Raw genomic sequence first — 15,435 nt, 5'->3', positions numbered from 1 at the left:
ATGAATAAATATCAACTTCCAAGTGATTCAAAGTTACGCAGTAAGGAATTTGTATTCGGTGTCGCGACATCTTCATACCAAATTGAAGGCGGCGTTGAAGAGGGCGGTCGTACACCGTCTATCTGGGACACTTTCTGCAAGACGCCGGGCAAGGTTGATAACGGCGACAATGGTGATGTGGCGTGTGACCACTACCACTTATGGCAACAAGATATCGAGATGATTCAAGGCTTAGGTGTTGATGCTTACCGCCTATCAATTGCATGGCCGCGTATCTTGCCGCAAGACGGTGTAGTGAACCAACAAGGTCTAGAGTTTTACGAGCAAATTATTGATGAGTGCCATGCTCGTGGAATGAAGGTGTATGTGACGCTTTATCACTGGGATCTTCCGCAATACCTTGAAGATAAAGGCGGCTGGCTAAACCGCGAAACGTCTTACAAATTCGCAGAATACGCAGAAGTGGTGAGCAAATACTTTGGTGACAACATCGATGTGTACACCACGCTCAATGAACCGTTTGTTTCTGCATTCCTAGGTTACCGTTGGGGCGAACACGCGCCAGGCATCAAGGGTGAGAAAGAGGGCTACCTAGCGTCTCACCACCTAATGCTGGCACACGGTTTGGCAATGCCGATCCTTCGCAAGAATGCACCTCATGCTAAGCATGGTGTGGTATTCAACGCGACGCCAGCTTACCCGCTGACGCCACAAGACCAAGCGGCAGCAGATTACTGCGAAGCCGAGAATTACCACTGGTTCATCGACCCAGTATTAAAAGGCGAGTACCCACAGCTGGTGGTTGAACGCCAAGCGATGAACATGCCTATGATCCTTGAAGGTGACTTAGACATCATCAGTGCTCCTGTTGATTACATCGGTATCAACTACTACACACGCAATGTCGCTCGCTTTAATGAGAACGGCGACATTGAATCGGTGAAACAAACCGATGCTGAACACACTTACATTGGCTGGGAAATCAACCCACAAGGTTTAACCGATTTATTGGTAAGACTGGATGCTCGCTACGAAAATATGCCACCTATCTACATCACAGAGAATGGTGCAGCAGGTAACGACGAGCGTGTTAATGGACAAGTAATGGACGACCAACGAGTTCGTTATTTCCAAGGTCATATCGAAGCGGTTCACAACGCGGTTGAAGCGGGTGTGAAAGTCGACGGTTACTTCGCTTGGAGCCTGATGGATAACTTTGAGTGGGCATTCGGCTACTGCCAGCGTTTTGGCATTGTCCATGTTGATTACACCACCCAAGAAAGAACATTGAAACAGAGCGCAATTGCGTACCGAAACATGCTTCAAGAGCGCGCTGAGGAGAACAGATAATGGCTAAAGTAGAATTTAAGAACATCAAAAAATCATTCGGTGATGTTGAAGTCGTCAAAGAGTTTGATTTTACGGTTGAAGACGGTGAGTTCGTGGTTTTCCTTGGCCCATCTGGCTGTGGTAAATCGACAACGCTACGTATGCTTGCTGGCCTTGAAAGCATCAGCTCTGGTGACATCGTGGTTGGCGGCAAGCTGATGAATAAAGTCGACGCTAAAGACCGTGACTTGGCGATGGTATTCCAAAGCTACGCACTGTACCCGCACATGACAGTGTACGAGAACATCGCATTTGCTCTGAAGCTGAAGGGCATGCCAAAAGCAGAAATCGACGTAGAAGTGCTAAAAGCGGCGAAAATGCTAGAGCTTGATCCACTACTGAACCGTAAGCCGAAAGAGCTTTCTGGTGGTCAGCGTCAGCGTGTGGCAATGGGCCGTGCGATGGTTCGTACGCCTAAGGTTTTCTTGTTTGATGAGCCGCTGTCTAACCTAGATGCAAAACTTCGTGGCGTGATGCGTGAAGAGATCAAACATCTACACCGTGAACTAAAAACCACCACGATCTACGTAACCCACGATCAGATCGAGGCGATGACATTGGCGGATCGCATCGTGATCCTGAAAGACGGATATGTTGCTCAAGTTGGTACACCAACCGAGGTGTTCCAGCGTCCGGCAAACAAGTTTGTCGCGCAATTCATTGGTAACCCATCAATGAACATGTTGGAAGCAAAACTGATTGAAAAAGAAGGCGAGTACTTCGTTGAAATCGGCGATGTTCATATCCCACTGCCTGAGCGCTTTAAGTCTCTGGCATCTAAGAACCTAGCTCTGCATTTTGGTGTTCGTCCAACAGATATTCACCTACGTGCCGAGCAAGTTGCCCACGACCGCGTGCTGCCATTCCCTGTGAAAATCAAAGACAAGGAACTACTAGGCGCGAGCATTCTTCTGAAAACAGAAATTGGCGGTCAACCGCTGATGGTTGAAACCCAAGCCGCTGAAGTGGATGTAAAAGATCTGACGCTTTACTTGGATTTGGATGCTTTCCACTTGTTTGATGCATTGAGTGAGAACTCGCTAGCGAGCTGATTTGCAAGAGCTAGTTATTTTGCAACAGCCAGTTGATCTGCAAGGGCGAGTGAGAGAAGCCTGACTCAAACGGCTAAGTCAGTCATTGAGCTGACACCAACCAACTTACGACAAATTGTTTTGGCTCCTCCTGATTTGGGAGGGGCTAGGGATAGTGATGATGAAATTCGGATATTTTGACGATAAAAACAAAGAATACGTAGCAACCACACCGTGTACACCGATCAAATGGTGTAACTATGTCGGCACATTAGATTTCGGTGGCATTGTAGATAGCAACGGCGGCGTGTTGTTGTGTAAGGGGGATCCTGCACTCAACCGTATCACCAAGTACATTGCACAACTGCCAAATTCAGATTTTAAAGGCTCGACCATGTACCTCAAGGTACGTGATGAAGCCGGCAATGTGGAAATATTCTCACCTTTCTACACGCCAACCTTGAAGCCGTTAGATAAGTTCGAAAACCACACCGGTTTGTCATACACCACCATCATTGCAGAAGCCTTTGGTGTGCGTTGTGAAGCGACGTTCTTTGTACCAAAAGCTGACCAAGTACTGCTACAAGACATCAAAGTCACCAACATTTCAGACAAAGCACTGCACGTTGATGTGGTGCCTGTTTACGAATTCACGCACTTCGATGCGCTTAAACAGCTACTCAATGCGGACTGGGTTCCACAAACCATGACGCTAAAAGCACACCAGCAAGAGTCGGGTCATACCGTGCTTGAGCAGTATGCTTTCATGAAGCGTGACCACGCGGTGAACCTGATGACAGCGGATCGCCCTGCGACGTCTTTTGATGGTGATCGCCAATCGTTCCTAGGTAATTTGGGCTACGGTACATGGGCAGCGCCACAAGGACTAAACAATGATGAATTAGGCAACACCGAGTGTTTGCGTGGCGACAACATTGGCGCACTGAACCTGCGTCTAGGTTGGTTATCTCCAGAGCAGACCGAACGTACGATTGTACAAATCGCGCAAGAACAGAGCCTAGAAGCAGCATTGCCTCTGCTGGCTAAATATCGTGACCATCAAGTGGTCGATTCTGCTTTCGCTGAACTGGCTGAACATTGGGATGGTTACCTACAAGCAGTTCAGGTTGAAACGCCAGATCCTGCAATGAACTCAATGCTTAATGTACATAACCCACGTCAGTGTCACACCACTAAAAACTGGTCTCGTTACCTGTCTCTGTACCAGCTTGGCTATGGCGCACGTGGCATTGGTTTCCGTGATTCTTCGCAAGATACGTTAGGCGTAATTACTCACATGCCAGAAGAAGCGCGTGAGTTCATTGAGCGTCTGTTATCTGTGCAAAACACCAACGGTTCTGCGATGCACCAGTTCTTCCCATCAACGATGGAAGCGAACGCGGGTGACTCACGTGAAGAGGAAGATCGCCCTGATTATTACGGCGATGATCACCTGTGGATCATCTACGCGGTGACGCAATATGTGAAAGAAACCGGCAATGCAGACTTCTTGAATAAAGAGATCCCGTTCTATCAAAAAGACAAAGCGGGCAATCCAGTTGAAACGGGAACGGTTTGGAACCACCTGTGCCGCGCGATTGAATTTACTTATACCAATACTGGTGAGCACGGCCTACCGCTGTTAGGTTTCGCTGACTGGAATGACACGGTGAACCTGCCAACCGGTGCAGAATCGATGATGGTGGCTAACATGTACGGCAAAGCACTGCTCGATATGTTGGACTTGTGTGAGCTGCGTGGCGAAGTGCAACTGACAGCTAAGTTTAACGATCAGTACCAACAGATGCAGAGCACAGTCAATGAGTGCGGCTGGGATGGCGAATGGTTTGTTCGTTACTTTGATGAGCAAGGTTTGCCAATTGGCTCTCATAAAAACGAGCAAGGGCAGATCTACACCAACGGCCAAAGCTGGCCTGTAATCTCTGGTTTCGCGACTCAAGAACGTGCAACGCAAGCGCTAGATTCGGTTTACAACAAACTAAACACCACCAATGGCATCAAGCTTTCAACTCCTGGTTACAACGGCTTTGATCCGCAGCTAGGTGGTGTTTCAACTTACCCACCGGGTGCAAAAGAGAACGGCGGTATATTCCTGCATTCCAACCCTTGGGTGATGATCGCAGAAGTGAAAATGGGTAACGGCGAACGTGCTTACGAGTACTACCGTCAGATTAATCCTGCTTCTAAGAACGACGACATTGATACCTTTGAATCTGAACCATACTGCTACCCACAAAACATTTTGGGTGATGAACATAAGCAGTTTGGTTTAGGCCGAAATGCATGGCTTTCAGGTACTTCATCTTGGACATACGTTGCGGGTACGCAATGGATTCTGGGTGTTCGCCCTGAAGTGGATGGCTTGCTGGTGGACCCATGTATTCCGGCTGAGTGGCCTGAGTTCAAAGTCCGTCGTCAGTTCCGTGGTGCGACTTATCATATTCATGTCACTAACCCGAATAACGTGTGTAAGGGTGTGGTTGAAATGAAGGTAAATGGTGACCTGATTTCAGGTAATAAAGCGCCAGTATTTACCTCTGGTGAGCACACCATCGAGGTGATTTTAGGTTAACAAAGAGAAGGGCGCTTTATGCGCCCTTTATTGCTTCTTTAGTTTGCTTCTTTCGTTGCAGTTGTTTCGTTAGCAATGCGTTCTCTGGGGGCTGATTTCGCATACAGCAGTTGCTTTAGTTTGCTTTCTTTAAGTTGGCTGATAGGTGGCTTGGCATTGCCAAGTAAAGGTTTGAGATTGGTTCGGGCTAAGCGTTAATAAGCCAATCTGGTTATTGAATGCATCCGCTGGGCAAGTCATTGGTTCTATTGCAATACTTTGCTCGCTAGTTGGCGTGTAAAGCTGAACGAATGGGTAGCTTTCATCTTGTTGGTAGCGAATTGCGGCAGACGAATCTGAGCGCGTAAACGCAAGTTGATTGGTTGTCTTGGAATCAAATTCAAAGCAATGATTTAAGCTTTGATTGGTGAGTGAATCGTCCAAAGACAAACGGTCAAAAGCGTGCTTTTCACCATTGGGTAGGTCGTTTTCGTGTATGACCTCAGAGCAAGGCGACATAGCGAGTCCACATTGTGCTAGCTCAGTGCCGAGTGAAAAATAAGGGTGCCAAGCATCACCGAATGGGAAGGCTGAATCACCCAGATTAGAGACGGTCGTTGAGAAAGAGAGCCTACCCGTGATGTCGATAGTTAAGGTGACTTCAAGGTTGAACGCAAACGGGAAAGCAGGATGCAAAGACGACGTTTGATACTGCAACGTCACACTGGCAGATTCTTCAGTGGCTACGCTGTTTGTGATTGAAAAAGGTTGGTTGTAGAGCAGGCCGTGTACGGCGTGATCAGACCAAGGAAAATTAGCTGGGAGTTGATGGTTTTGGTTATCGAAACTGTAACGACCTAAGTTTAAACGGTTTGGAAAAGGGAATAATTTAGCACTGCGGGAAAAGAACGGATGTTGGTTGATCAGTTCATCATAATTCTGATAACCACAAATAAAAGAGAATGGACTGTTATTTACGATATATTTATTAATAACAGCACCAAATCCATTGATTATTTGAAGTTCTATACCATGTTGGTGGTTTATTAATGTGACAGAGTCAATATTTCCAAATTTTTCATTTATAATTTTAAACATGTTGATGTCTCCATTTTTAAAAGATATTAACAAGAAGAAAAAAATATTCAATGGCGGTTTTAAAATGAATAATAAAATTCCATATACGAGCTACTCAGGAAATTCAGAACACTTGTGTAAAAAAGGTGATGCAGTTGAATTTATTCAACCTTGGTACACGCCAATTTCGACTACACCAGAAAATACCGGTATGGCAGTCGGTGGAATTGGTAACACATTTACACTCACACCAAACGGCAACACGCCTAACTTCAGCTTTATTCCGGGAATCTTTGTCGATTGTTCAGAGCAAGTTATTAATTTTAATGATTTTTATGCGTCAGTGATGAATGTGCCAACCATCGACACGCTGCAAGTTCTTAATGAACAAGAGCTAAGCGTTCACCTGAACTTCTATCCTGCTTTGTTTGATGGCAAAAAGATTGAAAGTAGAGAAATGTCGAATGCGATTAGTCTCATTCAAACAGCATTAAAAAATGGTCGATTCTACCAAGAAAATAAAACTAACTTTACAAAATGGAACGTTGAATTTTCAAATAAGAGTCAATTGTTGATTGAAGAAGATTCAGGTTCAACTATTTGTCAATTATATGTAGCCTTAGATTTCTTTAATGGTTTATTAATAAATGATACAACGAGATTATTATCACTCACTGCGGGTGATAATAATGATATGGATAGTCTCAATAGCTGTGATATAGATAGCGTTAATGGCAGGGATATAGAATACCAAGCTTTATATCCACTGGCTGAATATAAATACAATAGCTTCGACGATATTAATATAAAGCGTAAGGTAGTCTCTCCGATCGTTAAAGAGAACAAACGCCTTTGCTCTTTACCGATGCACTGGAATCACTTCGAATTAACCAATAATTCATCGCAACCACGCGTGATTACGCTTGCTCAGCCGCTACAAAACTTGATTGGCTCTACCTACCAAAAAGGCCGTGATGGCATTCAGGATTCGGCATGTACCTTGTCTCAAAATCCGATTGCTCAGCAGCATGAAGTGGTTAACTTAAAAGGCGAAAGTCACAGTTTTACGGGTGTTCAATTGTCTAGCCAATCGCCTTATCGAAGCGATATTGAAGGCGAAGTGGTGTTTGGTGTTCAAGCAGATAACCATTTGACTGAATCTGGTAAGGTTTCGATTTCTGTCAAACCAACGCTTTATACCTCTAAGACTGCTCAGCAAACAGAGTTCGCACTGAAAACAGGCCGAACCAACGCGGAATTCCAAACCGGCATTTACACAGGGCGTGAAGCGTTGAGCGCATTGGTGGTGGTTCAGGTTGAATTGGAAGCGGGTGAGTCTGTTGATCTGCGTTTTGCACAGGTGATGGCTCACAGCAAAGTCATGCTTAATGGTTGGCACTCAGATAAGGCTTACACGCAATTCTACCCGCAAGTAAAGCCTGCATTACCTATGTTAGAAGACATGTTGCCTAAGCTCGAAACCATTGAGCAGCAGATCGTCGAACAACAAACAACTTTCCTAGAGCAAGCTCAAAACAAGATCTCGCAGCCTGAATCGGCACTTCGCTATGCAACGATGGCGATGAACTCATTGTCCTTCCTAGCGGAATCAACGGTATGGGATAAAGAAGATAAATTCTTGGTTAAAGAGTGTGTCGACTACCCATTCTTTAACTCTCTGGATGTGTATTTCTACGGCTCGTTCTCGCTGCTTTATCTGCTGCCTGAGCTTGATGGCTGCGTGATGAAAGCGTTCTCGAAGGCCATTTTGGCGGAAGACTTCACTCAGCGCCGCTACTGGGAATACGAAGCGACGCCTAATGCCGAATTGATTGATGAAAAGTACCAAGGTGTACGTGCTATTCGAGGTGCGGTAATCCACGACTTAGGCAGCCCATTCGACATTCAGCCCGATGCTTACAGTTGGCACAATGTGAAAGAGTGGAAGGACTTAGCGCCGAAATACATTCTGATGGTGTACCGCCATTATCAAAACACCCAAGATCTCTCTGTGGTTAATGAGTGCTGGCAAGCGGTAACTGAAAGCATCGATTTCTTATCGAATTTGATCGCTGAGGGTGACGATTTACCACTAACCCGAGGCACAGACGATACCTTTGATAACCTAGCTTCTCACGGCATCTCTATTTATTGTGCGAGCCTGTGGGTTGCTGGCCTGCAAGCCGCGAGCGAACTTGCACAATTGATGGGTGAAAGCGAGCGAGCTAGCGGTTACTTAACGCGTTCTAAAAAGGCGTTAGCCACGGTTGAGCAAAGCTTGTGGGATGACAAAGAGGGTTACTACCACTTCTTCGTGACGCCAGTTCAAGCCAAGCATCTAACGGGTGAAGGCTACCAAGCTCTGGAAACCTTAGGCCTAACTTTGACGGGCGATGCGATTGCCGATAAGAACACGCTCAATACCTATCTCAATGAAACAGATACTTCAATCAGCATCAGCAAGGTGTCTCAAAGAGTATCTAAGAAGCGCTTATTGAGCGAGACCGCGCCTCAAGCCTTTACACAAGACTACTTAGATTTAGTACCTGATTCAGACAACAGCTTTGGCGATGCTTTATTGGCTGACAGCTACCTAAAGCTCATCGGTTTAGAAGGTATTTTCCCGCAAGAGAACATCCAACGCGCACTAGACTATGTTTATAAGCATAACTTCGAAATTAACAGCCCTAAGCTTGGGGTTGCGAATATGACGTTGGCCGATGGTTCGCCGCATGAGGCATTTCAGGCTCAAGATGTGTGGATTGGTGTGCAGTTTAGTGTCGCAACGGCGTTGAGTCTGGCAGGTAAAAACCAGCAAGCAGAAACATTGATGGATACCGTGTATACCGCACTCTATGACTATTCAAAAATTCCATTTGCAGCGCCAGAAGGGTTCAATTGCTCTGTGTCTGTCAATGAGAAATATCTTATAGAAGCCTTTAAATTGACGCAAAATGATGCGAAAAACTGGCTAAGTGTACTTAAATGTCAAAACTGTGTGCTGTCTGACGGTCGGATCAATCCAACATTGACGAAAGATACTGATAACTTTGTTAAAATGGTGAGCGGTGAAATTCCGTTAGAAAAGCTGGCAGGCTTACACAAATGGTTACTGAGTACTGGCTTGAAATATACGGCTGGTCGTTACTTTAGACCGGGGATGATCTTCGCCTACTTGTATTAATTAAATAGTATGGGTTTCAACATTGAGCAATGTTGAGTTGAAACTGATGGGGAGCTCTAGGGCTCCCCAAATGTCACTGGATTAGGGTATCGAGATGCGCACTAAAACTAAAAAAACCACCGTATACGATGTAGCGAGGCTAGCTGGCGTTTCTCCGAGCACGGTTTCTCGTTTTCTTAATCGAACAACCTATGTGTCGGATGATAAAAGCCAGAACATCGAGCAGGCGATCAAAGACACTGGCTACAAGCCTAATTTTCAGATGCAGGAGAACATCAATCGCCGTTCACTCACGATAGGTGTATTGGTGCAACATCCTGATAGCCCTTATACCAGTCGTATCCTCAACGACATGGAGAAAACCCTGATAGCTCAAGGCTATTCGTTAGTCATAGCAACCGGGCATTGGCAAAAAAAGCTCGAGATACACGCTTTAGAGTATCTGGCTAATAGTAATGTCGATGGCATGATCATCGTGACAGGCAGCATTACCAAAGAAGACATCGCGAAGTATGCGCAAGACATTCCGGTGGTTGCGGTGGGCTATGACATGGTTGCAGATAATGTTCGCTCAATTAACATTGACAATGTGTTGGGTGGTTACATGGCAACTCTCCACTTGCTCCAACAGGGGCATGTGAATATTGCTCATATTAAAGGGCTTTCAAGCCAGCCAGACGCAGGTAATCGGTTTGAAGGCTATAAGAAAGCGCTTCAAGAAGCGGGCATTAAGGTGATGCCAAAGCTCGTCAAGCAAGGGGATTTCAGTAGTGAAACTGGCTATGAGAAAACCGTGGAATTAATTGAATCTAAGATTCATTTTTCTGGCCTGTTTGCCGCCAATGATCAAACGGCTTACGGCGCGATTAAGGCGCTCCATGATCACGGCTACAAAGTGCCAGAAGATGTGTCAGTGATTGGGTTTGATGACTTGCCAACGTCTAAGTATTTCACACCTGCGTTAACAACATTAAGGCAGCCAATTGAAGAGATTGGAGAGGTGTGTGCTCAGTCGATTTTGAACTTACTTTCAGGTGAGAGGCATGAAGCACGACTACCACCGATAGATTTAATCGTCAGAGAGTCGACCAAGTCTCTGTATCGTTAGTTGTGAAATGATTGAATCATAGGGAGTTACAGTCAAAGACACATTATTTCCCTTCAGAAACGAAAAATGTCGCATCCATGCGACATTTTTCTTTTGGCGGCCAAACCAGTTTTGCTATATCCATTCTAGATTTCAATCCATTAGGAGATTATTCAGAATGTAATTATAAGACGCTGTTAATGTTGATTAGTTCCCTTTATGCGGCATTTTTTTTCGATTTATCTTCTAAGTCGAATGACGCAGCGATTAATTTCTTGGTGTAGTTGTTTTTCGGCGCATTGAAAATCTCTTCAGCAGACCCTTCTTCCATTACTTCGCCCTTCTGCATCACCAGTACGCGATCCGACAGTGCTTTCACTACCGAGAGGTCGTGGCTGATGAACAGGAAGCCGATATTGTGCTTGGCTTGAATGTCTTTCAGCAGGTCAATCACGGTCAGTTGTACTGAGCGATCGAGTGCTGAAGTCGGTTCATCCAGCAAAATGAAAGAGGGCTCTAGAATCAGTGCGCGAGCAATCGCGATACGTTGTCTTTGCCCGCCAGAGAACTCATGTGGATAACGGTTTATTGAATTCGGCTCTAAGCGAACTTCAATCAATGCTTTGCGCGCTCTTTCTAAACGTTCTTGCTTGGATAGATGAGGTTGATGCACCGTTAAGCCTTCGGTGATGATTTCCCCAGCTGTCATGCGTGGTGATAAAGAACCATAAGGATCTTGGAACACCATTTGGACATCTTTCTTGAGCTTGTGACGCTCTTTATCATTTAATAAGCTAACGTCTTGGCCTTTGTAAACAATACGTCCGGTACTCGGCAGCAAGCCGATTAATGCACGTCCAAGGGTTGATTTACCTGAACCAGATTCACCAACAATGCCTAGCGTTTCGCCTTGCTTAAGATTCAACGAAATGCCTTTTACGGCTTCGAAGTACTGGCTTTTACTCTTGATAAAGTGTGATTTCACCAAGAACTGAACTCGGATGTCGTCAGCACACAATAGTTCTGGGGCTGTCGCCTCAACAGGAACCTTAGCGCCTTTCGGAATCGAGTTAATGAGCATTCTTGTGTAATCATGTTTAGGACTATCGAACAAAGATTGAGTCATCCCTTCTTCTACGAGCTCACCTTTACACATCACTAGCACGCGGTCTGCAAAGTGTTTCACCACACCTAAGTCATGGGTGATGAACAAAATTGCCATTCCCATCTTGCCTTGGATCTCTTTGATAAGAGCAAGCACTTCAGCTTGAACCGTTACATCTAATGCAGTTGTAGGCTCGTCAGCAATCAGGATATCCGGTTCATTAATCAGCGCCATTGCGATCATGATGCGTTGCAGCTGACCACCCGAAAATTCGTGAGGGTACTTGGTGTACGACTTTTCTGGCATTGGCAAGTGCACAAGATTAAACAGCTCAATCACTCGCTGTTTGGCTTGAGACTTTGACACTTTACGATGCCACATAATAGCTTCTGCCACTTGAATGCCGACGCGCAGGTATGGGTTCAAAGATGTCATCGGCTCTTGAAAGATCATGCCGATTCTGTCGCCACGAATCGACTGCATTTCACGCTCTGATTTTTCGAGAACAGACTCGCCTTCAAACTCAATTTGAGACTGCGGATCAATAATGGCGTTGTCTGGAAGTAGACGCATCAGTGCGTTGGAAGAGACAGATTTACCAGAACCTGATTCACCAACAATGGCCAAGGTTTCGCTGGATTTAAGGGTAAAGTTAACCTTTTTCACCGCATCAACGATTCCATCGTTGGTTTTGAAGCTAACGGAGAGGTTATTGACTTTAAGAAGAGCCCGGTCCGACATGATATATCCTTATCAATTTAAGACATTAGGTGAAGATTGAACTTCTGACGTTGTTTTAAGTTGCCCAAAATGGTGATGAGCACGTTGAATTTGTTCTAGTTCGAGCATCCAATGCGAACTGCGCTGAGCGCTGCAAAAAGCGATCAGGTGATTGAGCAAACCTTCGCTCTGCTTTTCCAATAATCCAAAGGTACGTTGAATCAGCTCAGTGTTCTCCAGAGAGATAAATTGCATCAGAGCGTAAGATTGATTCAAGGTATCGAAGGCTTGTTGGTGCTGACCTAATCGGTTGAGTATCTCTGATTGAGCGACGCTCGCGTCTCTTAACCCGGCAAGCAAGCAGGCAAATTGGCAAGGCTTGATATCGCTTTGGTATGCTGCATCTTGGATGTGGTGAGGAAGTGAGGTTAGAACATCACCATATAGGCGCTGTGCTTCAGGCCAGTGACCTTGTTCCATTAACTGTTCAGCTTTTAGGTAGTGCATCCAGCATCGTTCAATTTCCATATCCACATCCTCAATTTATAATATCTGAAAATGTTAATGATATTTATTATCAAATGCAAATTAAAATCATTCACATGTTAAGTTGGTGAATTAAATGACGAGCTATTCCTAAAAATGGCTTAAATTGTGTGTTATTTGTTCAGTTGAACAGCTGTGTAGCGTAAGTCACTAAATTTGTAGGAAATTACATCTACACTGATTTTATCTACACCCAAGTAATGAAGGACTAAGGAGGCGGCGATGGCGATGCAAAGACTCAATACAGAACAGCTGTATCAGGTAGCGGATTTAGACAAGCTACCATGTAAGTCGACCAAAGAACTGGCTCCAATTGACGAAATCGTCGGGCAGGAACGGGCACAAAAAGCCGTTGAGTTCGCGATGTCAATCAAGGAAAAGGGTTACAACATTTATGCGATAGGGCGAAATGGTCTGGGTAAACGCACCATGATCTTGCGCTATCTGAACCGTCACCCTCAAGAAGTGCAGGAGCTTTTTGATTGGTGTTATATCGCGAACTTTGAAGATATTCGTACACCTAAGGTACTGAAATTGCCGCGTGGCGTTGGCAGCAGCTTAAAGCAAGATATTGAAAAATTGATGCGTAAACTGCTGAAAGGTATGCCTCTAGCGTTTGATAACGAGATGTACTTTAGCCGTGCTGACAGGCTTAAAAACCAATTAGCAGCTAAGCAACAAGCCGCGTTAGAAAGCATTAGCCAAGAAGCGAAAGACAAGGGCATTAACCTGACGATCACCACTCAGGGTGATTACCAGTTTGTGGCAATGAATGGCGATGATCTTCATACCGAAGAGAGCTTTGATCTGCTTTCGCCGGAAGAGCAAGATCAATTCGATAAAACCATTGATGGATTGGAAGTCGGCCTACGAACCATCTCTCGTGAACTGACGGAACTTGAAGAGACGTACACTGAGAAAATTCAAAAGCTGAATGATGATACGGCGCGAGATGTGATCACGCACTTCATCAAGCAATTGAAGAAGGATTACAGCCAATATCCAGACATCAAAAAGTACCTAACGGCACTGCGTAAAGACATTGTCGACAACGCTGACATCTTCTTAGAAGAGAGCACGGAGCAAGCAGAAGTTGCAACGGCCTCTTTGGATAAGAAAATGCCGCGTCGCTACAAGGTTAATGTGATTGTGAGCCAAAAGGAGGAGACTCTGCCGATCGTGGTGGAAGAGAATCCAAATTATCACTCTCTGTTTGGCTATGTAGAAACGGCGACGTTCAAGGGTACTGTCTTTACTGACTTCTCATTGATTCGCGCAGGTAGCTTACACAGAGCCAACGGTGGCGTATTACTGATGGATGCGGTGAAGGTACTTGAGCAGCCGTACGTTTGGGAAGGCTTGAAACGAGCACTGCGTTCACGTCAATTGAGCTTCACTTCATTAGAAAAAGAGGTGACCTTAACGGGGGCGGTATCGCTTGATCCAGAACCGATTCCATTGGATGTTAAGATCATCCTGTTTGGCGATTACCGAACTTACCAACTGCTGCAACACTACGATGCAGAGTTTGGTGAACTGTTCCGTGTAACGGCCGATTTTGAAGATGAGATGAAGCGTACTCCCGATTCTGAAATGCATTACGCGCGCTTTATTTCGAGCATCGTGCACGACAACAACATGCTGCATTGTGACCGTAAAGCGATCGCTCGCATCATTGAGCACAGCTCTCGTCAGGCGGGTGACCAAGGTAAATTGTCTCTGCACTCTGCTCACATTGCTAATCTGCTTCGTGAATCAAACTACGTGGCGAGAGGCTCAAAATCGAACCTGATTCGTGCAACGCACGTTGACCAAGCGTTATCTAACCAACAGATGCGTGTCGGACGACTGCAAGACAGCGTGATGGAAACCTTCACTAACGGCACAACGCTAATCCATGTTGATGGTCAAGCGGTTGGGCAAGTGAATGCGCTGTCTGTACTCAGCACGACGGATCATATGTTTGGTGCGCCGAACCGAATCACGGCAACCACCGCTTACGGTGATGGTGAAGTGATTGATATTGAAAGAAACGTAGACCTAGGTGGCAGTATTCACTCAAAAGGCGTGATGATCTTGTCGGCTTACCTTTCTTCCGTATTTGGTAAGACAGCCAAAGTCCCGCTCACCACTAACATCACCTTCGAGCAATCGTATGGTGGCGTCGATGGTGACAGTGCGAGTATGGCCGAGTTCTGTGCGGTTGTATCAGCGTTCTCTAAGCAACCAAACCGTCAAGATATCGCAATTACAGGCTCGATGAACCAGTTTGGTGAGTCTCAGCCAATTGGTGGTGTGAACGAGAAAATTGAAGGTTTCTTTGATGTGTGTGAAATCAAAGGGCGTTCAAACGAACAAGGGGTGATCATCCCGCGTTCAAATGTTCACAACCTGATGCTGCGTAGCGATATTGTGAAAGCGGTTGAAAAGGGCGAGTTTAATATCTGGGCGATTGACCATGTAACAGAAGCGATTGAACTGTTCACAGGCAAAGCCGCAGGTGAGGCGAGTGATGAGGGTAGTTATCCAATTGATACTATATTTGGTATCGCCCAAGCTAAACTGAACGCACTGCGTAAATAGCTGTATAGCTAGACTAGATAGATAGATAGATAGATAGTTAGATAGATAGTTTATGCCTAGATAAACAGATAAAAACAGCCAAAACGCAAAAGCCATCGATTCTAGAGTCGATGGCTTTTTTATGGTTCATCGCGGCTTTCC

Annotated in this window: 9 protein-coding genes; 6 read left to right on the top strand and 3 right to left on the bottom strand. The window is 45.4% G+C overall.

Features of this window, described 5'->3' with window-relative positions; translation table 11 throughout:
- The 3 genes from AB4154_RS06405 to AB4154_RS06395 all read left to right on the top strand — a co-directional run bounded on the left by AB4154_RS06405 (position 1) and on the right by AB4154_RS06395 (position 5,013).
- On the top strand, positions 1-1,350 hold the full coding sequence (locus tag AB4154_RS06405) for a GH1 family beta-glucosidase (protein WP_372122522.1): 1,350 nt from the start codon (positions 1-3) through the stop codon (positions 1,348-1,350).
- Positions 1,350-2,441, top strand: coding sequence for an ABC transporter ATP-binding protein (locus tag AB4154_RS06400; protein WP_017061570.1), 1,092 nt, complete (start codon positions 1,350-1,352; stop codon positions 2,439-2,441). Before AB4154_RS06405 ends, AB4154_RS06400 begins: the two co-directional genes overlap by 1 nt.
- A gap of 157 nt (positions 2,442-2,598) precedes the next feature.
- The gene (locus AB4154_RS06395) at positions 2,599-5,013 is read left to right on the top strand and encodes a GH36-type glycosyl hydrolase domain-containing protein (protein WP_372122520.1); all 2,415 of its coding nucleotides are present in this window, start codon (positions 2,599-2,601) and stop codon (positions 5,011-5,013) included.
- A 129-nt stretch (positions 5,014-5,142) separates the two neighbouring features.
- Here the strand turns inward: AB4154_RS06395 and AB4154_RS06390 are convergent, their stop codons facing one another.
- The gene (locus AB4154_RS06390) at positions 5,143-6,090 is read right to left on the bottom strand and encodes an aldose 1-epimerase (protein WP_372122518.1); all 948 of its coding nucleotides are present in this window, start codon (positions 6,088-6,090) and stop codon (positions 5,143-5,145) included.
- 64 nt (positions 6,091-6,154) lie between these two features.
- Between AB4154_RS06390 and AB4154_RS06385 the strand changes: the two genes are divergently transcribed.
- A complete protein-coding gene (locus AB4154_RS06385; RefSeq protein ID WP_372122516.1) occupies positions 6,155-9,253 on the top strand; it encodes a GH116 family glycosyl hydrolase in 3,099 nt (1,032 codons plus the stop codon).
- A gap of 94 nt (positions 9,254-9,347) precedes the next feature.
- Positions 9,348-10,361 (top strand): LacI family DNA-binding transcriptional regulator, encoded by a 1,014-nt coding sequence (locus AB4154_RS06380; RefSeq protein ID WP_372122514.1) that lies wholly within the window; start codon positions 9,348-9,350, stop codon positions 10,359-10,361.
- A gap of 196 nt (positions 10,362-10,557) precedes the next feature.
- Here the strand turns inward: AB4154_RS06380 and AB4154_RS06375 are convergent, their stop codons facing one another.
- Both AB4154_RS06375 and AB4154_RS06370 read right to left on the bottom strand, forming a co-directional pair.
- Positions 10,558-12,186 carry an ABC transporter ATP-binding protein gene (locus AB4154_RS06375; protein ID WP_372122512.1) on the bottom strand — a complete coding sequence of 543 codons (1,629 nt, stop codon included), beginning with the start codon at positions 12,184-12,186 and terminating at the stop codon, positions 10,558-10,560.
- A 12-nt stretch (positions 12,187-12,198) separates the two neighbouring features.
- A complete protein-coding gene (locus AB4154_RS06370; protein WP_017068585.1) occupies positions 12,199-12,693 on the bottom strand; it encodes a hypothetical protein in 495 nt (164 codons plus the stop codon).
- Positions 12,694-12,933: 240 nt separating this feature from the next.
- Between AB4154_RS06370 and AB4154_RS06365 the strand changes: the two genes are divergently transcribed.
- Positions 12,934-15,294 carry a Lon protease family protein gene (locus AB4154_RS06365; protein ID WP_017061577.1) on the top strand — a complete coding sequence of 787 codons (2,361 nt, stop codon included), beginning with the start codon at positions 12,934-12,936 and terminating at the stop codon, positions 15,292-15,294.
- Positions 15,295-15,435 lie beyond the last annotated feature (141 nt).

The sequence above is a fragment of the Vibrio sp. 10N.286.51.B11 genome, assembly GCF_041469245.1.
Lineage (GTDB): Bacteria > Pseudomonadota > Gammaproteobacteria > Enterobacterales > Vibrionaceae > Vibrio > Vibrio crassostreae_C.
Note: the sequence above shows the minus strand (reverse complement) of the source record. Positions and strands in the feature narration are given on the sequence as shown.

What these genes read in the sequence shown, in the direction of transcription:
- AB4154_RS06405 (WP_372122522.1), top strand. Translation starts at nt 1, where the DNA reads ATGAATAAATATCAACTTCCAAGTGATTCAAAGTTACGCAGTAAGGAA.
- AB4154_RS06400 (WP_017061570.1), top strand. Translation starts at nt 1,350, where the DNA reads ATGGCTAAAGTAGAATTTAAGAACATCAAAAAATCATTCGGTGATGTT.
- AB4154_RS06395 (WP_372122520.1), top strand. Translation starts at nt 2,599, where the DNA reads ATGATGAAATTCGGATATTTTGACGATAAAAACAAAGAATACGTAGCA.
- AB4154_RS06390 (WP_372122518.1), bottom strand. Translation starts at nt 6,090, where the DNA reads ATGTTTAAAATTATAAATGAAAAATTTGGAAATATTGACTCTGTCACA.
- AB4154_RS06385 (WP_372122516.1), top strand. Translation starts at nt 6,155, where the DNA reads ATGAATAATAAAATTCCATATACGAGCTACTCAGGAAATTCAGAACAC.
- AB4154_RS06380 (WP_372122514.1), top strand. Translation starts at nt 9,348, where the DNA reads ATGCGCACTAAAACTAAAAAAACCACCGTATACGATGTAGCGAGGCTA.
- AB4154_RS06375 (WP_372122512.1), bottom strand. Translation starts at nt 12,186, where the DNA reads ATGTCGGACCGGGCTCTTCTTAAAGTCAATAACCTCTCCGTTAGCTTC.
- AB4154_RS06370 (WP_017068585.1), bottom strand. Translation starts at nt 12,693, where the DNA reads ATGGAAATTGAACGATGCTGGATGCACTACCTAAAAGCTGAACAGTTA.
- AB4154_RS06365 (WP_017061577.1), top strand. Translation starts at nt 12,934, where the DNA reads ATGGCGATGCAAAGACTCAATACAGAACAGCTGTATCAGGTAGCGGAT.